General features: G+C 53.3%; 20 protein-coding genes and 1 pseudogene. 6 read left to right on the top strand and 15 right to left on the bottom strand.

Annotation, left to right across the window (positions count from 1 at the left end):
• Positions 1-55 precede the first annotated feature (55 nt).
• Together nanK and nanQ are read left to right on the top strand one after the other, a co-directional pair.
• Positions 56-925: an N-acetylmannosamine kinase gene (gene nanK, locus OGX94_RS13960; RefSeq protein WP_286569415.1), complete on the top strand. Its 870-nt coding sequence runs from the start codon at positions 56-58 to the stop codon at positions 923-925.
• 2 nt (positions 926-927) lie between these two features.
• Positions 928-1,395 (top strand): N-acetylneuraminate anomerase, encoded by a 468-nt coding sequence (gene nanQ, locus OGX94_RS13955; protein WP_003828788.1) that lies wholly within the window; start codon positions 928-930, stop codon positions 1,393-1,395.
• A gap of 58 nt (positions 1,396-1,453) precedes the next feature.
• On the opposite strand, the gene OGX94_RS13950 is transcribed toward nanQ, so the two are convergent.
• The 5 genes and pseudogenes from OGX94_RS13950 to gltB form a co-directional block, all read right to left on the bottom strand.
• On the bottom strand, positions 1,454-2,734 hold the full coding sequence (locus OGX94_RS13950; protein WP_126956966.1) for a cytosine deaminase: 1,281 nt from the start codon (positions 2,732-2,734) through the stop codon (positions 1,454-1,456).
• A complete protein-coding gene (gene codB / locus OGX94_RS13945; RefSeq protein ID WP_063941617.1) occupies positions 2,724-3,974 on the bottom strand; it encodes a cytosine permease in 1,251 nt (416 codons plus the stop codon). The genes OGX94_RS13950 and codB overlap by 11 nt, the downstream gene beginning before the upstream one ends.
• A 115-nt stretch (positions 3,975-4,089) precedes the next feature.
• Positions 4,090-5,188: pseudogene (locus OGX94_RS13940) on the bottom strand (PDDEXK nuclease domain-containing protein).
• Between the two features lie 205 nt (positions 5,189-5,393).
• The gene (locus OGX94_RS13935; protein WP_191235979.1) at positions 5,394-6,812 is read right to left on the bottom strand and encodes a glutamate synthase small subunit; all 1,419 of its coding nucleotides are present in this window, start codon (positions 6,810-6,812) and stop codon (positions 5,394-5,396) included.
• 12 nt (positions 6,813-6,824) lie between these two features.
• Positions 6,825-11,285 carry a glutamate synthase large subunit gene (gltB, locus tag OGX94_RS13930; protein ID WP_286569413.1) on the bottom strand — a complete coding sequence of 1,487 codons (4,461 nt, stop codon included), beginning with the start codon at positions 11,283-11,285 and terminating at the stop codon, positions 6,825-6,827.
• A gap of 684 nt (positions 11,286-11,969) precedes the next feature.
• Here gltB and mnmL point away from each other — a divergent pair.
• The 4 genes from mnmL to mtgA all read left to right on the top strand — a co-directional run bounded on the left by mnmL (position 11,970) and on the right by mtgA (position 17,030).
• On the top strand, positions 11,970-12,899 hold the full coding sequence (mnmL, locus tag OGX94_RS13925) for a tRNA modification radical SAM protein MnmL/YtqA (RefSeq protein ID WP_008785937.1): 930 nt from the start codon (positions 11,970-11,972) through the stop codon (positions 12,897-12,899).
• Positions 12,900-13,094: 195 nt separating this feature from the next.
• Positions 13,095-15,431: an aerobic respiration two-component sensor histidine kinase ArcB gene (gene arcB, locus OGX94_RS13920; protein WP_257662137.1), complete on the top strand. Its 2,337-nt coding sequence runs from the start codon at positions 13,095-13,097 to the stop codon at positions 15,429-15,431.
• Between the two features lie 229 nt (positions 15,432-15,660).
• A complete protein-coding gene (gene elbB / locus OGX94_RS13915) occupies positions 15,661-16,314 on the top strand; it encodes an isoprenoid biosynthesis glyoxalase ElbB (protein WP_197385469.1) in 654 nt (217 codons plus the stop codon).
• Complete coding sequence (gene mtgA, locus OGX94_RS13910) at positions 16,311-17,030, top strand: monofunctional biosynthetic peptidoglycan transglycosylase (RefSeq protein ID WP_003828772.1); 720 nt, start codon at positions 16,311-16,313, stop codon at positions 17,028-17,030. The genes elbB and mtgA overlap by 4 nt, the downstream gene beginning before the upstream one ends.
• 66 nt (positions 17,031-17,096) lie before the next feature.
• Here the strand turns inward: mtgA and npr are convergent, their stop codons facing one another.
• From npr to kdsD, 10 genes are all read right to left on the bottom strand, one after another.
• Positions 17,097-17,369: a PTS phosphocarrier protein NPr gene (npr, locus tag OGX94_RS13905; RefSeq protein WP_003828770.1), complete on the bottom strand. Its 273-nt coding sequence runs from the start codon at positions 17,367-17,369 to the stop codon at positions 17,097-17,099.
• Positions 17,366-18,220, bottom strand: a complete 855-nt coding sequence (gene rapZ / locus OGX94_RS13900; protein ID WP_003025085.1) for an RNase adapter RapZ — start codon at positions 18,218-18,220, stop codon at positions 17,366-17,368. The genes npr and rapZ overlap by 4 nt, the downstream gene beginning before the upstream one ends.
• A gap of 45 nt (positions 18,221-18,265) precedes the next feature.
• On the bottom strand, positions 18,266-18,757 hold the full coding sequence (gene ptsN / locus OGX94_RS13895) for a PTS IIA-like nitrogen regulatory protein PtsN (RefSeq protein WP_003025083.1): 492 nt from the start codon (positions 18,755-18,757) through the stop codon (positions 18,266-18,268).
• An 83-nt stretch (positions 18,758-18,840) separates the two neighbouring features.
• Positions 18,841-19,128, bottom strand: coding sequence for a ribosome hibernation promoting factor (gene hpf, locus OGX94_RS13890; RefSeq protein ID WP_003025078.1), 288 nt, complete (start codon positions 19,126-19,128; stop codon positions 18,841-18,843).
• Positions 19,129-19,150: 22 nt separating this feature from the next.
• Complete coding sequence (rpoN, locus tag OGX94_RS13885; RefSeq protein WP_032934192.1) at positions 19,151-20,584, bottom strand: RNA polymerase factor sigma-54; 1,434 nt, start codon at positions 20,582-20,584, stop codon at positions 19,151-19,153.
• Between the two features lie 46 nt (positions 20,585-20,630).
• On the bottom strand, positions 20,631-21,356 hold the full coding sequence (gene lptB, locus OGX94_RS13880; protein ID WP_003828761.1) for an LPS export ABC transporter ATP-binding protein: 726 nt from the start codon (positions 21,354-21,356) through the stop codon (positions 20,631-20,633).
• A 6-nt stretch (positions 21,357-21,362) separates the two neighbouring features.
• Positions 21,363-21,911 carry a lipopolysaccharide ABC transporter substrate-binding protein LptA gene (gene lptA / locus OGX94_RS13875; protein ID WP_003828759.1) on the bottom strand — a complete coding sequence of 183 codons (549 nt, stop codon included), beginning with the start codon at positions 21,909-21,911 and terminating at the stop codon, positions 21,363-21,365.
• On the bottom strand, positions 21,880-22,455 hold the full coding sequence (gene lptC / locus OGX94_RS13870; RefSeq protein WP_003828757.1) for an LPS export ABC transporter periplasmic protein LptC: 576 nt from the start codon (positions 22,453-22,455) through the stop codon (positions 21,880-21,882). Before lptC ends, lptA begins: the two co-directional genes overlap by 32 nt.
• Positions 22,452-23,018 carry a 3-deoxy-manno-octulosonate-8-phosphatase KdsC gene (gene kdsC, locus OGX94_RS13865; RefSeq protein ID WP_003828755.1) on the bottom strand — a complete coding sequence of 189 codons (567 nt, stop codon included), beginning with the start codon at positions 23,016-23,018 and terminating at the stop codon, positions 22,452-22,454. Before kdsC ends, lptC begins: the two co-directional genes overlap by 4 nt.
• Positions 23,019-23,038: 20 nt before the next feature.
• On the bottom strand, positions 23,039-24,025 hold the full coding sequence (gene kdsD, locus OGX94_RS13860; protein WP_003828753.1) for an arabinose-5-phosphate isomerase KdsD: 987 nt from the start codon (positions 24,023-24,025) through the stop codon (positions 23,039-23,041).
• Between the last annotated feature and the right edge of the window lie 8 nt (positions 24,026-24,033).

Genomic DNA, 24,033 nt, shown 5'->3' with positions numbered 1-24,033 from the left:
GAAATATGTCGTTCTTCGAGCTACAGAGCGCCACCACGATGCATGAGGCTGCGCCATGACCACACTGGCGATTGATATTGGCGGCACCAAATTGGCTGCCGCGCTGGTAGAGAACAATCTGCAAGTCCGCGAGCGGCGTGAACTGCCGACGCCTGCCAGTAAAACGCCGCAAGCGCTGCGCGCCGCGTTACAAACACTGGTTGCACCGCTACAGGGGCGTGCTAATCGGGTGGCGATCGCCTCGACGGGGATTATCCGTGAGGGGGCTTTACTGGCGCTGAATCCGCATAACCTCGGCGGGTTGATGCATTTTCCGCTGACACAAACGCTGGAACAAATCACCGGCCTGCCGACGCTGACAATCAATGACGCGCAGGCAGCGGCGTGGGCTGAGTACCATGCGCTTGGCGGTGAGTACCGCGATCTGGTGTTTATTACCGTCTCCACAGGCGTGGGCGGGGGAGTCGTCAGCGGTGGGAAACTGCTGACCGGGACTGGCGGTCTGGCTGGGCATCTGGGACATACGCTGGCTGACCCACATGGGCCCATGTGCTGCTGCGGGCGTGTGGGCTGCGTTGAGGCGATCGCATCCGGTCGTGGAATAGCTGCGGCAGCCGAAGGCGCGCTTGCCGGATGCGACGCCAAAACTATTTTTAGCTGTGCCGGGCAGGGGGATGAGCAGGCAAGTCGGTTGATCCATCGCTCAGCGCGAACATTGGCAAGGCTTGTTGCCGATGTGAAGGCCACGACCGATTGCCAGATTGTGGTGATTGGCGGCAGCGTTGGGCTGGCTGAAGGGTATCTGGCGCTGGTGGAACATTATCTGGCACAAGTGCCTTTGGCCTATCACGTGGAATTGCTGGCGGCGCATTACCGTCATGACGCTGGATTACTGGGGGCCGCGCTGTTGGCCCAGGGAGAATGATGATGATATCAGATGCGTTGAATTCACTGCCTTCTGCCGGATTACATCCGGTCTTGCAGCAGGCGTTAACGCTTGCCATTGCGGCGAATCCGCAGGAGAAGACGCCTGGGCGCTACACGTTGCAGGGCGAGAATATTTTTATGAATGTCATGCAATTTACAACGCAGAGCCCAGAGCAAAAGAAAGCGGAGCTGCATCAGCAGTACATTGATATTCAGATGCTGTTGTCCGGCGAAGAACGTATTCTGTTTGGGATGACCGATTCTGCTCGTCACTGCGAAGAGATGCACGTTGAGGATGATTATCAGCTGTGCAGTCAGATTGCCGATGAGCAGGCTATGGTACTGAAGCCGGGAAAATTTGTGATTTTTATGCCGGGCGAGCCGCATAAACCGGGTTGTGTGGTGCAGGCCCCGATGGACATCAAAAAGGTGGTGATCAAAGTCCGCGCCAGTTTATTACAAGCTTGAGAATGAGAGACTGTGTCGGATGGCAAGGCTTACGCCATCCGACATGGAATGTAACGACCTAGCGCTTAAACGTCACCGTTTCTGGCTGCGTCAGATGCAGTGTGGTTTGGCTTGGGACCGTCTCGGCAATGACTCGACCATGACGAATGGAATAACGGGCAGGCGTCTGGCGACGAACCGCGTCAAACCCATTTTCTGCAGGCAAAATCACCAGATTCGCAGAATTCCCCACGTTCAGACCGTAGTCCTGCAGGTACAGGGTTTTCGCGCTGTGGGTGGTGACCAGGTTCAACCCATCGTTAATTTGTCCGTATCCCATCAACTGGCACACGTGTAATCCCATATGCAGCACCTGCAGCATATTCGCAGTGCCCAGCGGGTACCACGGATCGAAGACGTCATCATGACCGAAGCAGACGTTGATCTCCGCCTCCAGCATCTCTTTGACGCGCGTAACACCACGACGCTTAGGATACGTGTCGAAGCGCCCTTGCAGGTGAATATTCACCAGTGGATTTGCGACAAAGTTAATACCGGACATTTTCAACAGACGGAAAAGACGGGAAGCATACGCGCCGTTATAGGAATGCATTGCCGTGGTATGGCTGGCGGTCACGCGTTCGCCCATATTGTAGCGATGCGCCAGGGCCGCAACGGTTTCAACAAAGCGGGATTGCTCATCATCGATTTCGTCACAGTGCACGTCGATAAGTCTGTCGTATTTTTGCGCCAGAGCGAAAATCTTATGCAGCGACTCTACGCCATATTCACGCGTGAATTCAAAGTGCGGGATCGCGCCAATGACGTCGGCGCCCAGACGCACGGCTTCCTCCAGGAGCGCTTCACCGTTGGGATAAGAAAGAATGCCTTCTTGCGGGAACGCGACAATCTGTAGCTCTACCCATGGAGCGACTTCTTGCTTCACCTCCAGCATGGCTTTTAGCGCCGTCAACGTAGGGTCGGAAACGTCAACGTGAGTACGGACATACTGGATGCCGTTGGCCATCTGCCACTTCAGGGTCTGCATGGCGCGCGCTTTGACGTCTTCGTGAGTGAGCATTGCCTTACGTTCAGCCCAGCGCTCAATGCCCTCAAACAGCGTACCAGACTGATTCCAGCTCGGCTCGCCCGCGGTTTGCGTAGTGTCCAGATGGATATGTGGCTCAACGAACGGTGGGATAGCCAGACCGCCTTCAGCATCAAGCACTTCACCCTGTGGTATCGTCGCTGCGTCTTGAGGCTCAATACGGCTAAAGCGCCCGTTTTCAATCGTGATTTGCCATAACCCTTCACGTCCCTGTAAACGCGCCTGATGAATGGTGATGTTATTATTCTGCATGGCTGACCTCCGGGGATTTAGCAAGGCTGCGATTGAAAAGTGGATTCAGCAGGATATAGCTGAATACGCCGCCGAGTACGGCATTGACGGGCACGATGCCTGGAATATAGTGACCTGCGGCAATGCCCAGTGCAACGGACAGGAGCGCTATCCAGTTTACGGAAATAAATTGCGCTTTGCTGAAGTCGGCATATCGGCGATGGTTCAGCAGATAGTCGGCGATGATCACCCCGCCAATCGGGGGAATCGCTGCCGACAGAAATGTCAGCCAGCCGACAAAGTTATTGTAAAGCCATAGCGCGCACAGTGTGCCGATAATACCGTTAGCCACTGACAGCGTACGGCTGGAAAGGCCGGTAATATTGGCAAATCCCAGGCCCGATGCATACAACGCATTATCGTTGGTGGTCCAGATATTCAGGCCGAGAACGATGATTGCGGGCAGCAGCAGTCCCTGGGCAATCATCACGTCAGAGATATCCGCCTGCCCAACCGCAGCCGCGCCCGCAGCGCCGAAGATAAACATAAGCGAATTGCCGAGGAAAAATGCCACCATGGCGATCAGCACCGCACCTTTGGCGTTGCGACCAAAACGGACGAAGTCAGCGGTTAACGTCCCTGCGCTGACAAACGAGCCGACTACCAGCGCCAGTGCGGTGGAGAAATCCAGCGGCGTTTGCGGCACTATCGCTTTTAAATGCTCCAAACCGCCGACATCGCTCACTGCCAGCCAGACAGAGTAGCTGCCAAGAATGACGATGGCAGGTACGGCGATGATAGATAAAATGGTCAGCGCTGAGATGCCAAAAAAGATGGTCAGGGTCATCAGCAGACCGGAAACCGCAATCAGGATATTGACGTCAATTCCCGTCGCTTTGCCAACCGGGATAGCAAACATGGCCACACCAACGCCAAACCAGCCTACCTGTGTGCCGCCTAACAGCAGAGAGGGAAGCCATGAACCTTTCACACCAAATGAGTAACGCGCCAGAAGGTGGGTTGAGAGCCCTGTTTTTGCGCCGATAAAACCGAGAAATGCAGTGTAAATACCGAGGAGAAGATTACCGAAGAGAACTGCCAGGAAGAAATCATTATAAGAAAGACCGGTACCGAGTGTGCCACCGGTCCACATACTGGCGGAAAAAAATGTGAGCCCCAACATCACAAATGTTAGTGGAACTACGCCTTTTCGCGCCGCCAGAGGGACGGGGCCCTGGCTATAATTGTTGTCTTGCGACACAACGCCTCCATGAATTTTGCCCAAAAAATCCGCCGCATAATATACAGTTCTCAGAATAAAGCAAACGTTTTCGTTGGCTTTTTCTGGGCTATTATTTCTGGTGTTGATGGCTGTACTAGTTTTCCCCTGACGCCAGTAACTCCACACCCGTGCGTTGAGTTTCGAGCATGGTTTGTGAACGAATCAGTTCGTCTGCGAGTAATTTTTCGTCAGGCAACTGCACTTTGTACTCGCTCGCCATGATGGTATTTGGCAGACCGTTCAGTGCGTAATGTGCTTCACCCGCGCCTTTTCCTGCGCACAAAACCAACCCAACTGGCGGGTTTTCTCCAGACATTGTCCAGTGCTCTTTGGCATAGTTCAGGTACATGTTCATTTGTCCGGCATCCGTATAACTGAATTTGCCTACCTTCAGGTCAACGAGCAACAGGCAGCGCAAGCGGCGATGGAAGAACAACAGGTCGACGCGGAACCAGCTATCGTCTATTCGTAAACGACGCTGGCGACCGACAAAAGCAAAATCGTCACCGAGCTCCAGCATAAAGTCCATCAGGTGACTGAGCAGCGCCTCTTCGAGATCCGACTCGGAATACTCGTCCTTCAGATTAAGAAATTCCAGAATGAACGGATCGCGTATGGCTTGTTCCGGCAAAACTTTTGGCTCGGCGGGCGCAGGCTGCTGCAACATGGCAGATTTGTCATGGGACAGGAGCGTTCGTTCATAAAATAGAGTAGCGATTTGTCTATCAAGTTGCCGTACAGACCAGCCGTTACGTAGCGTCTCTTTCTCATAAAAAGTGCAGGCATCGGGATTTTTTACCGAGAGTAAACGTACGTAAGCTGACCATGGTAGTAGGAAGGAATTAGCCAGTTGCGCCAAGTGGTGAGATTCTCCAGACACTGTCTGGAGAATCTCATTTCTATGAAAATAAAGATAAAACTTTTTAAACTGCCATAGATTACTGGTAGAAAAACCGCGTTTATATCTTTGGCTTAAATCCTGCGATAAACGATTAATTAGCTGTTCACCATATTGCAGCTCTGGCTTCACCGCCTTGTTCAAATTCAACAATGCGTCGACCCATTTCCCAATAGGTTGCTATCATGATGGCGTTGATGTTGCGAACGGTTTGTGTCCGCACGGTGTCCAGCAGTTGAACAATTCCGTTATGGATTTGCTGATAGTCATCTGCATCCTGAAGTGACGTCTGCATGGTCATACTCCATCCCTTTCGTGAAAGTTACGGTGTAAAAATATGCCGCGATCAATACGCCCGGGTGATGAAGTGGTCAATCCGTGTTCCAATAATTACACAGACTTGCAGTCTTAATTGCGAGTAGCTTTCAAAGAATGACGGAGAAATTCGGAGAAAAAAAGCCCCTGTCCGCAAACGTGGACAGGGGCCAGAGAAGGTTTTTTTACACTTCCAGGTAGTTCAGGATGCCGTCCGCCGCTTTACGACCTTCGGCAATCGCGGTGACTACCAGATCCGAACCGCGCACGATGTCACCACCGGCGAAGATTTTCGGGTTGCTAGTCTGGAAGGCGTTGTCGCTGCGCTCTGGAGCAATAATGCGGCCCTGAGAATCCAGTTCGACGCTGTGTTTTGCCAGCCACTCCATACTGTGCGGACGGAAGCCAAACGCCAGTACCACCGCATCTGCCGGAACAACGTGTTCGGAACCGACGACGATCTCCGCACGACGACGGCCCTTTGCATCCGGTTCACCCATTTCAGTACGCGCCATTTTCACACCGCATACCTTACCGTTGGCGTTCACTTCCACGCCTAAAGGCTGGACGTTGAACTGGAATTCGACGCCTTCTTCACGCGCATTTTTCACTTCGCGTTTGGAACCCGGCATGTTCTCTTCGTCACGACGATAAGCGCAGATGACATGTGCTGCGTTCTGGCGAACCGAGGTCCGCACGCAGTCCATCGCGGTATCGCCGCCGCCGAGAACGACGACGCGTTTGCCTTCCATGCTGATGTACGGCTCGTCGCTGTTTTCGCCAAAGCCCATCAACTGTTTGGTATTGGCGATCAGGAACGGCAGGGCATCAAATACGCCGGAAGCGTCTTCGTTTTCCAGCCCACCGCGCATAGACTGATAGGTACCTACGCCAAGGAACACGGCGTCATAATCTTTCAGCAGATCGTCAAGCTGTACATCGCGGCCCACTTCCACGTTCAATTTGAACTCAATGCCCATACCGGTGAAGATTTCACGACGGCGGGTCATCACCTCTTTTTCCAGTTTGAAGGCCGGGATACCGAAGGTCAGCAGACCGCCGATTTCAGGGTGGCGGTCAAATACCACCGCCTTCACGCCGTTGCGGGTCAGCACATCAGCACAGGCCAGGCCTGCCGGACCGGCACCGATGATCGCCACGCGCTTGTCGGTTTGACGCACGCCGGTCATATCCGGGCGCCAGCCCATTTCGAATGCTTTATCGTTGATATAGCGCTCGATGTTGCCGATAGTTACCGCGCCGAACTCATCGTTCAGCGTACAGGATCCTTCACACAGACGATCCTGCGGGCACACACGGCCACAGACTTCCGGCAGAGTGTTGGTCTGGTGCGACAGTTCTGCTGCTTCAAAAATACGCCCCTCGTTCGCCAGTTTCAGCCAGTTCGGGATGTAGTTATGCACCGGGCACTTCCACTCGCAGTACGGGTTACCGCAGGACAGGCAGCGGTCTGCCTGTGCTTTGGCCTGGCCTTCGGAAAACGGCTCGTAGATCTCGATAAACTCGATCTTACGGATCTTCAGCGGCTTCTTAGGCGGATCAACGCGCTGCAGGTCGATAAATTGGTATACGTTCTGACTCATTGCTGCTACCCCTTACTGCGCCTGCACACGCAGCTCTGCTGCGCTACGACTACGGTGACCCAACAGTGCTTTCACATCACTGGATTTTGGTTTTACCAGCGCGAATTTCGCCGAGAATGCTGGCCAGTTAGCCAGGATCTCTTCGCCGTGTGAAGAGCCGGTATGCTGTACGTGCTCGGTAATCAAACCGCGCAGGTGTTCCTCGTGGATAGCCAGCGAGTCCACGCTCAGCACTTCTACCAGTTCCGGGTTCACGCGTTTGCGGAACTCACCGTCTTCGTCGAGCACGTAGGCAAATCCGCCCGTCATACCCGCTCCGAAGTTGACGCCCGTTTTTCCGAGAATACAGACGATGCCGCCGGTCATATATTCGCAGCCGTTGTCGCCAATACCTTCAACCACGGTGATTGCACCGGAGTTACGTACTGCAAAGCGCTCACCCGCACGACCCGCGGCAAACAGGCGGCCACCGGTGGCGCCATACAGACAGGTGTTACCAATGATGCTCGCCTCATGGCTACGGAAAGCAGAGCCAACCGGAGGACGCACTGCCAGCAGACCGCCCGCCATACCTTTACCGACATAGTCGTTGGCATCACCGGTCAGATACAACTCCACGCCGCCCGCGTTCCACACGCCGAAGCTCTGGCCTGCGGTACCGCTGAAGTGCGCTTTGATTGGGTCAGACGCCAGCCCCTGATCGCCATGTGTTTGCGCGATATAGCCCGACAGCGACGCGCCAACAGAACGGTCGGTGTTGCGGATATCGAACCAGAAGGTTTTGCTTTGGCGCTCGTCGACAAACGGTTTCGCTTGCTGTAACAACTGAGCGTTCAGCACGCCGTTATCAAACGGCGGGTTGTTCTCGGTGCAATGCAGCGCTTTACCCGGATGCGGTTCGGCGGTTTCCAGCAGACGAGACAGTTCCAGTTTCTGTTGCTTAGCGGTAAACCCTTCCAGCTCTTTGAGCAGGTCGGTACGACCAATCAGATCCACCAGACGCTTCACACCCAGTTGCGCCATCAGCTCACGGACTTCGCGGGCGATAAATTCAAAGTAGTTAGTCACTTTGAACGGCAGGCCGTGATAGTGGTTCTTACGCAGTTTGTCATCCTGAGTCGCCACGCCGGTTGCGCAGTTGTTCAGGTGGCAAATACGCAGGTATTTACAGCCCAGCGCCACCATTGGACCGGTACCGAAGCCGAAGCTTTCCGCACCCAGAATCGCCGCTTTAATGATATCGACACCGGTTTTCAGACCGCCATCAACCTGCAGACGAATCTTGTGACGCAGACCGTTAGCGACCAGCGCCTGCTGGGTTTCCACCAGACCGAGTTCCCACGGGCAGCCCGCATATTTCACCGAGGAGAGCGGGCTTGCGCCGGTACCGCCATCGTAGCCAGCAATGGTGATCAGATCCGCATAGGCTTTTGCCACGCCTGTGGCGATAGTGCCGACACCCGGTTCGGAAACCAGCTTCACGGAGATCATCGCTTTCGGGTTGACCTGTTTGAGGTCGAAAATCAGCTGTGCTAAGTCTTCGATAGAGTAAATATCGTGGTGCGGCGGCGGGGAGATCAACGTCACGCCCGGTACCGAATAGCGCAGTTTAGCGATGTACGGGGTGACTTTATCACCCGGTAACTGACCGCCTTCGCCAGGCTTCGCGCCCTGAGCGACTTTAATCTGAATGACATCGGCATTGACCAGATACGCCGGGGTTACGCCAAAGCGACCGGAGGCAACCTGCTTAATGCGCGACACCTTGTTAGTGCCGTAGCGCGCCGGGTCTTCGCCGCCTTCACCGGAGTTCGAGTTGCCACCGATGCTGTTCATGGCTTCGGCCAGCGCTTCGTGTGCTTCGGGGCTTAATGCACCGATGGACATCGCCGCGGTATCAAAGCGTTTAAACAGTTCGGTTGCGGGTTCTACTTCGCTAATGCTTACGGCTTCATCGCCAGGCGTAATCGCCAGCAGATCGCGCAGCGTGGCCGCCGGACGCTCATTGACCAGCTTGGCATATTCCTGATAGTCGCTGTACTCGCCGCTTTGTACCGCCTGTTGCAGCGTGCGCACCACGTCCGGGTTGTAGGCATGGTATTCGCCGCCGTGGACGTATTTGAGCAAACCGCCCTGGCTGATAGGCTTACGTGCCAGCCAGGCATGTTTGGAGAGGTTCAGCAGATCCTGCTGGAAGTCGGTAAATCCTGCGCCGCTGATGCGGCTGACTACGCCCTGGAAGCACAGCGCCACGACATCATCATGCAGACCAACCGCTTCAAACAGCTTCGAGCAGCGGTAAGAGGCGATGGTCGAGATGCCCATTTTGGACATGATTTTGTACAGACCTTTGTTGATGCCGTTACGGTAGTTCAGCATCACGGTCCGGTAATCTTTGGCAATCGCCTGAGTGTCGATCAATCGTCCCAGCGTTTCATACGCAAGATACGGATAAATGGCCGTCGCGCCAAAGCCGAGCAGGACAGCAAAATGGTGCGGGTCACGGGCGCTGGCGGTTTCAACGATGATGTTGGCGTCGCAACGCAGACTTTGTTCTACCAGACGCGTTTGCACTGCGCCCACGGCCATCGGTGCCGGAACCGGCAAACGGTTTTTCGCGATGTTACGGTCAGAGAGCACCAGCAGCACCGTACTGTTACGCACCATCTGTTCGGCTTTATCGCACAATGCTTTGACGGTCTCTTCGAGCGTGGTTTCGGTCACGTCGAAGGTGATATCCAGGCGATCGGCGCGGTAATGTTCCTCTTTCATGGTGGTGAGCTGGGTGAAATCGGAGTACAGCAGGATCGGCGATTTAAAGCTCAGGCGGTGTGCCTGACCTTCGGCTTCGCAGAAGACGTTCATCTCACGACCGATGCTGGTGGCCAGCGACATAACGTGCGCTTCACGCAGCGGGTCGATCGGCGGGTTAGTCACCTGCGCGAACTGCTGGCGGAAGTAGTCATAAATGATGCGTGGCTGGCTTGAGAGCACCGCAAACGGGGTATCATCACCCATTGAGCCGACCGCTTCCTGACCGTTTTCACCGAGCACGCGGATCACGGAATCCAGCTCTTCGGCGCTGTAGTTAAACTGTTTCTGATAGCTGGCGAGCGTGTCATCGTCCAGTTCGCGGTTGCCGACCTGATCGTCTGCGAGGTCTTCGAACGGCACCAGACGGCGGACGTTCTTCTCCATCCACTCTTTGTACGGATGGCGGCTTTTCAGATCGTCATCGGTTTCGGCGGAGTGCAGAATGCGCCCGCTGCGGGTATCGATAACCATCAGCTCGCCTGGGCCGACGCGACCTTTCTCGACGACTTCATCCGGCTGATAATCCCAGATCCCGACTTCAGAGGCGCAGGTAATCAGCTTGTCTTTGGTGATGACGTAGCGCGCCGGACGCAGGCCGTTACGGTCAAGGTTACAGGCGGCAAAGCGGCCGTCGGACATAACAATGCCCGCCGGGCCATCCCACGGCTCCATGTGCATGGAGTTAAAGTCAAAGAACGCGCGCAGCTCCGGGTCCATATCCGGGTTGTTCTGCCAGGCCGGCGGCACCAATAAACGCATGGCGCGGATAATGTCCATCCCGCCAGCCAGCAGCAGTTCCAGCATGTTATCCATTGAGCTGGAGTCGGAGCCGGTTTCGTTAACGAACGGTGCGGCGTCGTGCAGGTCAGGGATCAGCGGTGTCTGGAATTTATAGGTACGTGCGCGTGCCCACTGGCGGTTGCCGGTGATGGTGTTAATTTCACCGTTATGCGCCAGGTAGCGGAACGGTTGCGCCAGCGGCCAGCGCGGTACGGTATTAGTGGAGAAGCGCTGGTGGAACAGGCAGATGGCCGATTCCAGACGCAGATCCGCCAGGTCCAGGTAAAAGCGCGGCAGATCCGCCGGCATACACAGACCTTTATAGATATTGACCAGGTTCGACAAGCTACAGACGTAGAAGTCTTTATCGTCCTGGAGGCGTTTTTCGATACGACGGCGCGCGATGAACAGGCGACGCTCCATATCACGCGGACGCCAGCCCGCAGGGGCGTTGACAAAAATTTGCTCGATTCGAGGCAGGGAGGAGAGGGCGATTTCACCGAGAACACCTTCGTTGGTCGGCACGTCGCGCCAGCCGACAATCGACAGGGTCTCCTGCTGTAATTCTTCTTCGACAATGCGACGAGAAGCCGCAGCCAGTTCAGCGTCTTTATTTAAAAAGATCATGCCGACGGCGTAGTTTTTAGCTAAACGCCAGCCGCGCTCTTGCGCCACGATGCGGAAAAAGCGGTCAGGTTTTTGTAACAGCAAACCGCAACCATCGCCGGTTTTACCATCGGCAAGAATTGCGCCACGGTGCTGCATGCGGGCCAGTGCGTGTATGGCGGTACGCACTACCTTGTGGCTAGGTTCGCCTTCTATGTGGGCGATCAGGCCGAAACCACAGTTATCCCTCTCAAGGGATTTATCGTACAACATATCAGTGAACCTCCCCAGGCTCTGCGGGATTCCCATCTGGACCGTTGCGCACGGGCACACCAAGAGCATGGCGACGGGGTTTGCGTGTCATACGCTTACCTCGCATTCGCCCTCTTTATCCTTTTCGCATAGGTCAAACAAGTTTGAGGACTTGCTTCAGAGGGAATCTCAATTACTGCATAAATATGATGAGCAGACTGCTCATCCAGAAAGCTTCCAGCGGATTTCCACGTTATCGGGAATCCACACACAGGTCAAATGGCAATCTTATTTATGCAAAAATGTGCTATATGGCGATTAACTTTATGAATATATTGAAATTTAAGGCTTTTTTACATTGATTTAACGCAAGGGGAATGGAGTGCGAAGTGTGATCTGTCTCACTGTCAGAAAGGCTGTATATCCCCCGTCCTCCCTTTGTTTATCGCTATGCTTGGCATTTTATGCTGGTTTTTAGAGTTTTAGCGTCTTAAAGATACTGTTTTTATGCTGAGAGTATAAGAAGATAAAAAAAACAGTCGGATATAAGGAAAAGTAATTTCATTTTGAATGAATGAAATTTCGATTATTTTGATTTGTTATGCAATAAATAAAGGCACGCCAGGGCGATTGATCCAGGTCATCGCCGACTGGGGCAAAAAATGGCAGGCTTTGGCCTCTTTTCAAGGCGCGGTCTACCAGATTATGCAGTTACAGAAATTAGTCAATATGTTTGGTGGGGATCTTTCTCGCCGTTACGGGCAAAAGGTTCATAAACTCACGCTTCACGGCGGCTTTAGCTGTCCAAATCGTGATGGCACCATCGGACGTGGTGGATGTACTTTCTGCAATGTCGCCTCGTTTGCCGATGAAGCACAGCAGCACCATTCTATTGCCGAGCAGCTTGAGCATCAGGCGCATCTGGTCAATCGCGCGAAACGCTATCTGGCCTATTTCCAGGCCTATACCAGCACCTTTGCTGAAGTGCAGGTGCTGCGTTCGATGTATCAGCAGGCAGTCAGCCAGGCCAGTATCGTCGGGTTATGCGTTGGGACGCGCCCCGACTGCGTGCCGGATGCGGTACTCGATCTGCTTTGCGAGTATAAAGACCTCGGCTATGAGGTATGGCTGGAACTCGGTTTGCAAACTGCGCATGACAAAACCTTGCACCGTATTAACCGCGGCCATGATTTTGCCTGTTACCAACGCACTACGCGACTGGCACGCGAGCGCGGGCTGAAAGTGTGCTCACACCTGATTGTCGGTCTGCCGGGAGAAGGGCAGGCAGAATGCCTGCAAACCATGGAACGTGTGGTGGAGACGGGTGTTGACGGTATTAAGCTGCACCCGCTGCATATTGTGAAAGGCAGTACGATGGCGAAAGCCTGGGAAGCCGGGCGGCTGAACGGAATTGAACTGGACGACTATACGGTTACTGCCGGGGAGATGATCCGTCATACGCCGCCAGAGGTGATTTATCATCGAATTTCCGCCAGCGCGCGCCGCCCAACGCTGTTGGCACCTCTATGGTGTGAAAACCGCTGGACCGGCATGGTCGAACTGGATAAGTACCTTAACAAGTACGGTGTGCAAGGCTCGGCGCTCGGTACGCCATGGGTGCTGCCTGAGAACTAACTCTCCGTAGGCCGGATAAGGCAAAGCCGACATCCGGAAATCTGCGCCTGCTTGCCTGATGGCGCTTTGCTTATCAGGCCTACGATGGCCTCTCCGCGGTCATTTCACCGATAACCTCCGCATTTCTTGCACAATCTTCAACGTCACGCTGAGAATTGAGTATTATTGTGCCAAGTTGTCGTGAAGGAACCCTCTATGAAGCAAATCCGTATGCTGGCGCAATATTACGTCGACCTGATGATGAAGTTAGGTCTGGTGCGCTTTTCGCTGCTGTTGGCGCTGGCTCTGGTCGTGTTGGCAATTGTGGTGCAGATGGCTGTCACCATGGTGCTGCATGGCCAGGTAGAAAGCATTGATGTCATCCGCTCTATCTTTTTTGGTCTGTTAATTACCCCCTGGGCCGTCTATTTCTTGTCCGTGGTGGTGGAGCAACTTGAGGAGTCCCGGCAGCGCCTGTCACGACTGGTACAAAAGCTGGAAGAGATGCGCGAGCGCGATCTCAAGCTCAATGTGCAGCTGAAAGATAATATTGCCCAGCTCAATCAGGAAATTGTTGAGCGTGAAAAAGCCGAAGCAGAGCGCCAGGAAACATTCGAGCAACTGAAGGTTGAAATCAAAGAGCGCGAAGAGGCGCAGATCCAGCTTGAGCAACAGTCTTCCTTTTTACGCTCTTTCCTTGATGCCTCGCCGGATCTGGTTTTTTATCGCAATGAAGATAAGGAGTTTTCCGGCTGTAACCGTGCCATGGAGCTGCTGACTGGCAAAAGCGAAAAGCAGCTGGTGAACTTAAAACCGGCTGACGTTTACTCTCCTGAAGCGGCTGAAAAGGTGATTGAGACCGACGAGAAGGTGTTCCGTCATAATGTTTCGCTCACCTACGAACAGTGGCTGGACTACCCGGATGGGCGCAAAGCCTGCTTTGAAATTCGCAAAGTGCCTTACTATGACCGCGTAGGTAAGCGACATGGTCTGATGGGCTTTGGACGCGATATTACCGAGCGTAAGCGTTATCAGGATGCGCTTGAGCGCGCCAGCCGCGATAAGACCACCTTTATTTCTACCATCAGCCACGAGCTGCGCACCCCGCTTAACGGCATTGTCGGCTTAAGCCGGATCCTGCTGGATACGGATCTAACAGCGGAGCAGGAAAAATACCTGAAAACAATCCACGTCTCTGCTGTGACGCTGGGGAATATATTCAACGATATTATCGACATGGATAAGATGGAGCGACGTAAAGTCCAGCTCGATAACCAGCCGATCGATTTCACCAGTTTTATGGCGGATCTGGAAAACCTCTCTGGCCTACAGGCGCAGCAAAAGGGTCTGCGTTTTGTGCTTGAGCCGACGTTACCCCTGCCGCATAAGGTCATTACCGACGGAACGCGTCTGCGTCAGATCCTGTGGAATCTGATCAGCAACGCCGTGAAGTTTACCCAGCAGGGGCAGGTGACCGTGCGGGCGCGCTATGACCAGGGGAATATGCTGCATTTCGAAGTTGAAGATTCCGGCATCGGCATTCCGCAGGATGAGCAGGATAAAATCTTCGCTATGTATTATCAGGTGAAGGACAGTAACGGCGGTAAACCGGCAACGGGGACAGGGATTGGTTTGGCCGTGTCGAAGCGTCTGGCGAAAAACATGGGCGGTGATATTACGGTTTCCAGCCAGGCAGGAAAAGGGTCTATCTTTACGCTGACCGTGCATGCCCCTGCGGTAGCGGAAGAGATTGAAGATGCTTTTGAAGACGATGAACTGCCGCTGCCAGCCCTGAATGTGCTGCTGGTGGAAGACATTGAGCTGAACGTTATTGTTGCGCGCTCCGTGCTGGAAAAATTAGGCAACAGCGTGGATGTCGCGATGACCGGGAAAGCCGCGCTGGAAATGTTTACGCCGGGTGAATATGACCTGGTGTTGTTGGATATTCAGCTACCGGATATGACCGGTCTGGATATCTCGCGGGAGCTCACGCAAAAATACGCCCGTGAAGATCTGCCACCGCTGGTCGCACTCACCGCCAACGTACTGAAAGATAAAAAAGAGTATCTGGACGCAGGCATGGACGACGTGCTGAGTAAGCCGCTGTCGGTTCCGGCACTAACCGCCATGATCAAAAAATACTGGGATACCCGAAACGAAGAGGAGAGCACTGTGACATCTGAAGAAAGCAGTAAATCGCAAGCGCTGTTAGATATTCCTATGTTGGAACAATACCTCGAGCTGGTGGGACCGAAGTTAATTACCGACGGGCTGGCGGTGTTTGAGAAGATGATGCCGGGATATTTGAGCGTGCTGGAGTCCAATCTGACGGCACGGGATAAAAAAGGTGTTGTTGAGGAAGGCCATAAAATTAAAGGCGCAGCAGGTTCAGTGGGGCTGCGTCACCTGCAACAGCTAGGTCAGCAAATCCAGTCGCCGGATCTTCCTGCCTGGGAAGATAACGTTGCTGAATGGATTGAAGAGATGAAGCAGGAGTGGCAGCACGACGTGGTAGTATTAAAAGCCTGGGTGGCGAGCGTGGAAAAAAAATGACCCCGGCTTGACCGGGGTGCGCGAATACTGCGCCAACACCAGGGAAATCGTGGCTGCGCCGTAAATTATTATCATTGTTTACAAGGGCGCAGCCCTAATTTTCAGGCCGCACGCAGTTAAGATAGCAAATCTTAAATAATTTGTTACATGAATCAGTTAAATGTGTGAAGCGTAGCATTTAAATCATAATAACTAATATGTTTCAGCCAGTTGAGAAAGGAGTATCACGATGAAAAAAGTGGGTGTAGTGCTCAGCGGATGCGGCGTGTATGACGGTGCAGAGATCCATGAAACTGTTCTCACGCTTCTGGCCATTGCCCGCAACGGCGCTCAGGCCGTCTGTTTTGCACCGGATAAACAACAAGCGGATGTGATTAATCATCTGACCGGCGAGCCGATGCTGGAAACTCGCAATGTGCTGATTGAAGCCGCGCGCATCACACGTGGCGATATTCGCCCACTTGCGCAGGCAGTCTCATCGGAACTGGATGCGTTGATCGTGCCGGGTGGGTTTGGTGCGGCCAAAAATCTGAGCAATTTTGCCAGTCAGGGCAGCGAATGCCGGGTTGACAGCGATTTAGCCGCGCTGGCGGTGGCCATGCATCAGGTGGGTAAGCCGTTGGGATTTATGTGCATTGCGCCTGCCATGTTACCTAAAATTTTTGACTTCCCGCTGCGTCTGACCATCGGCACTGATATCGACACGGCAGAGGTGCTGGAAGAGATGGGCGCTGAGCATGTGCCTTGTCCGGTTGATGACATTGTCGTCGATGAAGACAACAAAATCGTCACCACGCCTGCCTATATGCTGGCGCAGGACATCGCTCAGGCTGCGAGTGGCATCGATAAACTGGTATCGCGTGTGTTGGTGCTGACTGAATGAGAAAAGGAGTAACCGCCTTTCTGCGACGTATTTTTCTGCGGGTGGTGGTTGTCCTCGCCGTATTCTGGGGCGGGGGTATCGCACTTTTCAGCGTGATGCCTGTGCCTTTCTCGGCGGTGATGGTCGAGCGACAGCTGGGCGCATGGCTGTCCGGTGATTTCGGCTATGTGGCGCACTCGGACTGGGTGAGTATGGATGAGATCTCACCGTGGATGGGACTGGCGGTGATTGCTGCGGAGGATCAGAAGTTTCCAGACCACTGGGGGTTTGATGTCACCGCCATAGAGAAAGCGCTGGCGCACAATGAACGCAATGAAAACCGCATTCGCGGGGCGTCGACGTTATCGCAACAGACGGCGAAAAACCTGTTTTTATGGGATGGACGCAGCTGGGTGCGTAAAGGTCTCGAAGCCGGGCTAACGCTGGGTATGGAAACCGTCTGGAGTAAGAAACGTATTCTGACCGTCTATTTGAATATCGCCGAGTTTGGCGATGGGATATTTGGTGTGGAGGCGGCGGCGCAACGGTATTTTCATAAACCGGCCAGTCGGTTGAGCCTGTCTGAAGCGGCCTTGCTGGCGGCAGTATTGCCCAATCCTTTGCGTTTTAAGGCGAATGCGCCTTCTGGTTATGTGCGTAACCGCCAGGCTTGGATTATGCGCCAAATGCGTCAGTTAGGTGGTGAGTCGTTTATGCGGGAAAATAAGCTGTATTAGCGTAGTTATTGCCGGATGCGGCGTAAACGCCTTATCCGGCCTACTGGCTACGTTCTGTGTACTCGATTAATCTTCATCAAACCCTGAATTAAACAGGGCAATCACTGCGGCCAGGGCTTCTACTTCCTGTGGTCCCGTGGCTTCGACTTCTATCTGACGCCCTTTGGCTGAATCCAGCATCAGCAGAGCGATAACGCTGTTGGCCTCGGCCTCCGTTCCTTCATCATTACGCAGCAAAACTTCTGCTTCGAAACCCTGCATCAATTCAAACAGTTTCATCGCTGGGCGGGCATGCATGCCCAGCTTATTGGTGATTTCAACGGTTTGCTTCACGGTCATGATTTACGTTTTTCCAGCGTACGATGGCGTGACTGCACGTTTTTACCGCGTGAGCGGAAGTAGTCTGCCAGCTGCTCTGCAATATACACCGAACGGTGTTTCCCGCCGGTACAGCCGATGGCTACGGTAAGGTAGCTACGGTTGTTGGTCTCCAGCATGGGTAACCATAGCTCAAGATAGCTGCGAGTCTGGTAGATAAAATTGTGTACTTCTGTGTGCCTGTCGAGGAATGCGGCGACGGGGCGGTCAAGACCGGTCATTGGGCGCAGCTTCGGATCCCAGTGTGGGTTAGGCAGGAAGCGCACGTCAAAGACGTAATCCGCATCAATCGGGATACCGTGTTTGAAACCAAAGGATTCGAATACCATCGTCAATTCACGTTCACGTTTACCCAGCAGTCGGGTACGTAACATTTCCGCCAGTTCGTGTACGGACATTTCGGAGGTATCAACGATCAGGTCAGCGCGAGAGCGCAGAGGCTCCAGCAAATCGCTTTCCTTATCGATAGCGCTTTCCAGAGACAAGTTCTTGCTGGAGAGCGGGTGTAAACGGCGCGTGTCGCTGTAGCGACGAATCAGCGTGTTACGGTCTGCATCAAGGAACAGCAGCTGTGGTGAGAAACCCTCGGGCAGATTATTCATTGCCTGCTCGAAAATTTCCGGGGACTCAGGCATGTTGCGCACATCAATGCTGACGGCCGCAGAAATCTGGCGATCGGCCAGTGTACGAGCCAGATCGGGCAACAGCACTACGGGAAGGTTATCCACGCAGTAAAAACCCATATCTTCCAGCGCACGCAGGGCGACAGATTTACCTGACCCTGAACGGCCGCTGACGATCATCAGTACCATGTACTGTTTCTCCTCACAACGACAAAAAAGGATGCCATTGGGTTGTTATGCTTCATCCTGTCCACCTTCGGTGTCCGTGATGATTTGATACAACTCCTGGTCACTCTGCGCGGCGCGCAGACGACGACAGATGGTTTTATCTGCCAGACGTTTTGCGACCAGTGACAACGTATGCAAATGCGTCTTGGTTTGGTCTGCCGGGACCAGCAGGGCGAAAAGCAGATCGACAGGTTGATTATCAATGGCGTCGAAGGCGATGGGTGTTTCGAGTTGAACAAACACACCAACCGCGCGCATCGTGTCTTCTTCCAGCTTTCCGTGCGGGATAGCAATACCATTACCGATGCCGGTACTGCCCATTTTTTCACGCGTCAGAATGGCTTCAAATACCACCTGAGAAGGCAAGCTAAGCTGTTTTGCCGCAAGTTCGCTGATGATTTCCAGTGCGCGTTTCTTGCTTTGGCAGTGAACGCCTGCGCGTGTACATTCCTGGTTAAGAACAGTGCTCAGTTGTAGAGTCGTATCGTTATTTGTCATAATTTCACCTAAGCGCTAACTGTACAAATGGCCCGTTGTGCTACACAACAGGCCGTCCTGCACCCGCTAACTGCCCGGACAAGTTAGTGCTGTTTCAGTTTATCTTTATGTTTTGTTAACTGCCGAGCCAGTTTATCAATTAAACCGTCAATGGCGGCGTACATATCCTGACCTTCCGCGCTGGCATGAATTTCGCCACCGTTCACATGCAGTGTTGCATCCGAGATATGTGTAACCTTCTCCACTTTCAACACAATATAGACCTGATTAATCCGGTCGAAATATTGTTCGAGCTTGGCAAATTTTGTATTCACAAAATCGCGCAGGGCTTCGGTGATTTCGACGTTGTTTCCAGTGATGTTGAGCTGCATAGTGTCTTCCTTATCGGTTGGGTCACACCAGCTGTTTGCGCTGGTTAGACGGCGGAATGGATAAAGACTCTCGGTACTTCGCAACGGTGCGGCGTGCCACCATGATACCCTGTTCTGACAGCATAGAGGTTAACTTGCTGTCACTCAGCGGTTTCGCGGGGTTTTCCGCAGCAATTAATTTCTTCACCAGCGCACGGATAGCTGTGGATGAGGCTTCACCTCCGCCTTCAGTGTTAACGTGACTGGAAAAGAAATACTTCAATTCAAAAATGCCGCGCGGACTGTGCAGATACTTTTGCGTGGTCACACGGGAAATGGTCGATTCGTGCATCTCGACGGCCTGGGCGATATCCGCCAGTACCATCGGTTTCATATACTCTTCGCCTTGTTCAAAGAAAGCTTGCTGCTGCTCAACGATGCAGCGGCTGACGCGCAGCAACGTATCATTGCGGCTTTCCAGGCTTTTAATCAGCCACTTCGCATCTTGCAGATTGCTACGAATAAACTGGCTGTCGGCATCGTTACGTGCGCTATTGCACATCGCGGCGTAGTGCTGGTTAATCTGTAAGCGCGGAATGCTGTCGCCGTTGAGTTCGACCACCCAGCGATCGTTATGCTTACGCACCAGCACATCCGGAATGACGTACTCCGGCTCGCCAGTCTGGATCGACTGCCCTGGGCGGGGATCAAGCGACTGGATGAGGTTGACGGCTTCTTTCAGCACGTCTTCTTTCAGTCGGGTCACGCGCATCAGCGTGCGGAAGTCATGGTTGGCTAACAGATCGAGATGATCGCTGATGATCAGGCGCGCTTCATCCAGCCACGGTGTGGCTTTATCAAACTGCGAAAGTTGGATCAGTAAGCAGTCACGGAGATCTTTGGCGGCCACGCCAACGGGATCAAAGCGCTGAACGCGTTTAAGCACGGCTTCGATTTCGTCCATACCGACGTCGTCATCGCCCATGCTTTCGAGAATATCGTCCAGGGTCACGGTGAGATAACCGGTTTCGTCTACCGCATCCACAATGGATGTCGCAATGGCGCGATCGGTATCAGAAAACGGGGTCAGTTCCACTTGCCACATCAGGTAATCCTGTAGTGATTGCGTGGTCTCACCCTGATAGACAGGCAGTTCGTCGTCGATGTAATCTCCGCTGGTGCCCGAAGGCGTCCCGGCGGTGTAAATTTCATCCCAACTGGCGTCAAGCGGCAACTCCTCAGGCATCTCTTTTTGTTCGAGTGCATCTGCGGTGTCGAGGGTTTCGCTGTCCTGTTTTTCCTGGGTATCAATTTCGTCGTGAAGATCGGTTTGCTCGAGCAGTGGGTTACTTTCCAGCGCTTGCTGAAGTTCTTGCTGAAGTTCCAGCGTGGACAACTGCAACAGACGGATAGCCTGTTGTAGCTGAGGCGTCATCGCCAGTTGTTGGCTAAGCCTGAGTTGCAAACCTTGCTTCATGTTCAGAGTTGTTTTCTCCTGCAGTGACGTGAAGTCTTCTACCCTATCAGAGTCTGAAGTCTTCCCCAAGGTATACGCGCTTAACGTGCTCATCCTGCAGTATTTCTGTTGGCGTGCCGTGCGCGATCAGGTGCCCCTGACTTACGATATAGGCGCGCTCACACACTGCCAGCGTTTCGCGGACGTTGTGGTCGGTAATCAGCACACCAAGGCCGCTGTCGCGCAGGTGTTCGATGATCCGTTTAATATCAATAACAGAAATCGGGTCAACACCGGCAAACGGTTCATCCAGCAGGATAAATTTCGGATTGGCGGCCAGTGCGCGAGCGATCTCCACGCGGCGTCGTTCACCACCGGAGAGCGACTGACCTAAGCTGTCGCGCAGGTGCTCGATGTGGAATTCTTCCATCAGCTCGTTAGCGCGATCTTCCCGCTGCTCGCTGGTCAGATCGTCACGAATTTGCAGCACCGCCATCAGGTTATCAAACACGCTCAGGCGACGGAAAATCGATGCTTCCTGCGGTAAGTAGCCGATGCCGCGACGCGCGCGCGCATGCAGAGGCAGCAGACTGATGTCTTCGTCATCAATGATAATGTTACCCGCATCGCGCGGGACAATGCCGACTACCATGTAAAAGGTTGTTGTCTTGCCTGCACCGTTAGGACCGAGCAGACCGACGATCTCCCCGGAGTTGACGGTCAGACTGACATCTTCAACCACACGACGGCCTTTATAGGCTTTTGCAAGGTTCTTTGCAGTTAATGTTGCCATAACGAATCAGTTACCTTTTTTCTCTGCCGGAGCCTTGTTTTTGTCCTGCAACTGCGACGGAACCAGAACGGTGGTGACGCGTTTGCCTTTATCGCTGAAGGCCTGCATTTTCTGCTCTTTTACCAGATAAGTGATCTTATCGCCCGTGATGTTGCTATCGAGCTGTTCCAGATACGCCTTGCCGGTGAGAACGACAAAGTCTTTCGCCAGTTCATAGTGCATCTGAGAGGCGTGGCCTTTAACCGGTTTACCGTTGTCCTGCATCTGGTAAAACGTTGCTGGATTGCCATAGCCATCAATCACTTCTTTGCCGTCTTCACCGCCAGGACGGGTCACGACGACTTTATCGGCGTTAATTTTGATGGTGCCCTGAGTCACAATCACGTTGCCAGTAAACGTCACCACGTTGCCCTGCATATCCAGGGACTGCTGGTCCGATTCAATGTGAATCGGCTGCTCGGTATCGCCGGTGACGGCAAATGCCGGAATGCTGGCGGCCAGAAGTGAGCTGGCAAGTACAAGATTAAGGCTGAGTTTGTTTGTTTTGGATTTCATATGAGGTTCTAACCTTTTCAATCAGCTCGGCGTTCTTGCTGCGTAAGTTGCCGCGCATCTTCAGTCCGCTGGAGTTAAATGTTGTGCCATACAACGTCACCAGATCATCGGAAGTGACGTCTTGTGTCACCAGGTTAATCTGCGCGTTATCGGTCGTAATTCTGCGTAGTTGAGAGTCAGGCACCAGGGCGTTAACCTCAACATGGCCGTACAGATACAGCATCCGATCGTTGGTCAATTTGGCTTTATCGGCCTTGATCGTCCAGGTCGGTACTTTATCCTTATCAAACGTGGTTAATACCGGTTGAGTAAACCACGAAACCGCTTGTTCCGAATAATATTCAACGTGTTGTGCGATCAAGTGATAGCTCAGCGCGCCTTCCGGACTATACACGACGGTATCAGTATGTTCGCTCTTATAGGTTGGCTCGTTGTTATTGACGACGACCTGAGCGGTGTCATCTTTGTCTGCCAGATTAATACCAATCATCACAAGGACAGCCAGCGACAGTAGAATGATAACCCAACGTCTGGTTTTGCTCATATCGATTGCCCTTTGGCCTCGTCCAGTTTGCCCTGCGCCAGGAGTAATAAATCGCAGACTTCACGCACAGCGCCACGTCCCCCATCAATGCGGGTGACATAATCAGCTCGCGGGATCAGCAAAGGGTGGGCATCTGCCACCGCGACGCTTAATCCCACTTTAGCCATCACCGGCCAGTCGATCAGGTCATCGCCAACATAGGCGACATTCTCCGGTGCGATCGCCAGTTTGCTAAGGAGATCGCCAAAGGCAACCAGTTTGTCTGACTGCCCCTGATACAGGTGGGTGATCCCCAAAGTGGTACAGCGATCTTCTACAAGTTTAGCCTTTCGTCCGGTAATAATGGCAACCTCAATACCGGAAGTGAGCGCACAGCGAATTCCGTAACCATCACGGACGTTAAAAGCCTTCAGCTCTTCACCGTTGTTGCCCATATAAATCAGACCATCAGACAGTACGCCATCCACATCCAGGATCAGCAAACGGATGTTTTCTGCCCGGGTGATAACGTCTGCGCTGACGGGTCCATAACAGGTCGCAAGCGACGCACCTGCTTTACTCATTTTTGTTATCCTTGAGTTTCTTACACTACACCTGCACGCAGCAGATCATGCATATGTAACACACCGAGTAACTGGTCGCCATCAGCAACCATTACCGAGGTGATATGGCGGGACTGCATTAAGTTCAGGGCATCGACGGCAAGAATGCCCGGACGCACGCGAATGCCTCCAGGGGTCATCACATCGGCAATGCCTAACTGGCGTACATCAACGCCCATATCGAAGACACGACGTAAATCGCCATCGGTGAAAATACCGTCAATCTTCATGGCATCATCGCAAATGACGGTCATGCCGAGATTTTTACGCGTGATCTCAAGTAAGGCGTCACGCAGGCTGGCGTTTTTGGTCACATGCGGGATCTCGTCGCCCGTATGCATAATATCGTTAACGCGCAGTAAAAGCTTACGGCCCAGTGCGCCACCGGGATGAGACAACGCAAAATCTTCCGCGGTAAAGCCGCGCGCTTTTAATAACGCCACCGCCAGGGCATCGCCCATCACCAATGTTGCTGTCGTACTGCTGGTCGGCGCCAGGCCTAACGGACAAGCTTCCTTGGGCACTTTAACACACAGATGCACATCAGCCGCACGCGCCATACTGCTTTCAGGACGACCGGTCATGCAGATAAGCGGTACATGAAGACGTTTTAATACCGGGATCAGCGCCGCTATCTCATTGGATTCACCGGAGTTAGAGATGGCGATGACCACATCCTGCGGCGAGACCATACCCAGATCGCCATGTGCGGCTTCGCCTGGATGTACAAAAAATGAGGGGGTGCCGGTGCTGGCAAATGTGGCTGCCATTTTCCGCCCGATATGGCCAGATTTCCCCATTCCCATCACCACCACTTTGCCCGGGCAGCTGAATATTTTCTCGCATGCGAGGGTAAAATTTTGGTTGATGTACTGATCAAGCTCCGCCAGGCCTTCACGTTCAATTGCCAGGACTTCCTTGCCTGCTTTCTGAAAGTCAAAACCCGGTTGCAACTCTAAGTGCGACATAATGCGTT

Origin of the sequence: Citrobacter sp. Cpo037, assembly GCF_030332945.1 — a bacterium.
GTDB lineage: Bacteria > Pseudomonadota > Gammaproteobacteria > Enterobacterales > Enterobacteriaceae > Citrobacter > Citrobacter portucalensis.
This window is presented reverse-complemented; position numbering and strand designations above follow the sequence as displayed.

What these genes read in the sequence shown, in the direction of transcription:
- gltB (WP_286569413.1), bottom strand. Translation starts at nt 11,285, where the DNA reads ATGTTGTACGATAAATCCCTTGAGAGGGATAACTGTGGTTTCGGCCTG.
- mnmL (WP_008785937.1), top strand. Translation starts at nt 11,970, where the DNA reads ATGCAGTTACAGAAATTAGTCAATATGTTTGGTGGGGATCTTTCTCGC.
- OGX94_RS13950 (WP_126956966.1), bottom strand. Translation starts at nt 2,734, where the DNA reads ATGCAGAATAATAACATCACCATTCATCAGGCGCGTTTACAGGGACGT.
- lptB (WP_003828761.1), bottom strand. Translation starts at nt 21,356, where the DNA reads ATGGCAACATTAACTGCAAAGAACCTTGCAAAAGCCTATAAAGGCCGT.
- nanQ (WP_003828788.1), top strand. Translation starts at nt 928, where the DNA reads ATGATATCAGATGCGTTGAATTCACTGCCTTCTGCCGGATTACATCCG.
- mtgA (WP_003828772.1), top strand. Translation starts at nt 16,311, where the DNA reads ATGAGAAAAGGAGTAACCGCCTTTCTGCGACGTATTTTTCTGCGGGTG.
- rapZ (WP_003025085.1), bottom strand. Translation starts at nt 18,220, where the DNA reads ATGGTACTGATGATCGTCAGCGGCCGTTCAGGGTCAGGTAAATCTGTC.
- OGX94_RS13935 (WP_191235979.1), bottom strand. Translation starts at nt 6,812, where the DNA reads ATGAGTCAGAACGTATACCAATTTATCGACCTGCAGCGCGTTGATCCG.
- kdsC (WP_003828755.1), bottom strand. Translation starts at nt 23,018, where the DNA reads ATGAGTAAAGCAGGTGCGTCGCTTGCGACCTGTTATGGACCCGTCAGC.
- kdsD (WP_003828753.1), bottom strand. Translation starts at nt 24,025, where the DNA reads ATGTCGCACTTAGAGTTGCAACCGGGTTTTGACTTTCAGAAAGCAGGC.
- elbB (WP_197385469.1), top strand. Translation starts at nt 15,661, where the DNA reads ATGAAAAAAGTGGGTGTAGTGCTCAGCGGATGCGGCGTGTATGACGGT.
- lptC (WP_003828757.1), bottom strand. Translation starts at nt 22,455, where the DNA reads ATGAGCAAAACCAGACGTTGGGTTATCATTCTACTGTCGCTGGCTGTC.
- ptsN (WP_003025083.1), bottom strand. Translation starts at nt 18,757, where the DNA reads ATGACAAATAACGATACGACTCTACAACTGAGCACTGTTCTTAACCAG.
- rpoN (WP_032934192.1), bottom strand. Translation starts at nt 20,584, where the DNA reads ATGAAGCAAGGTTTGCAACTCAGGCTTAGCCAACAACTGGCGATGACG.
- npr (WP_003828770.1), bottom strand. Translation starts at nt 17,369, where the DNA reads ATGACCGTGAAGCAAACCGTTGAAATCACCAATAAGCTGGGCATGCAT.
- lptA (WP_003828759.1), bottom strand. Translation starts at nt 21,911, where the DNA reads ATGAAATCCAAAACAAACAAACTCAGCCTTAATCTTGTACTTGCCAGC.
- nanK (WP_286569415.1), top strand. Translation starts at nt 56, where the DNA reads ATGACCACACTGGCGATTGATATTGGCGGCACCAAATTGGCTGCCGCG.
- hpf (WP_003025078.1), bottom strand. Translation starts at nt 19,128, where the DNA reads ATGCAGCTCAACATCACTGGAAACAACGTCGAAATCACCGAAGCCCTG.
- arcB (WP_257662137.1), top strand. Translation starts at nt 13,095, where the DNA reads ATGAAGCAAATCCGTATGCTGGCGCAATATTACGTCGACCTGATGATG.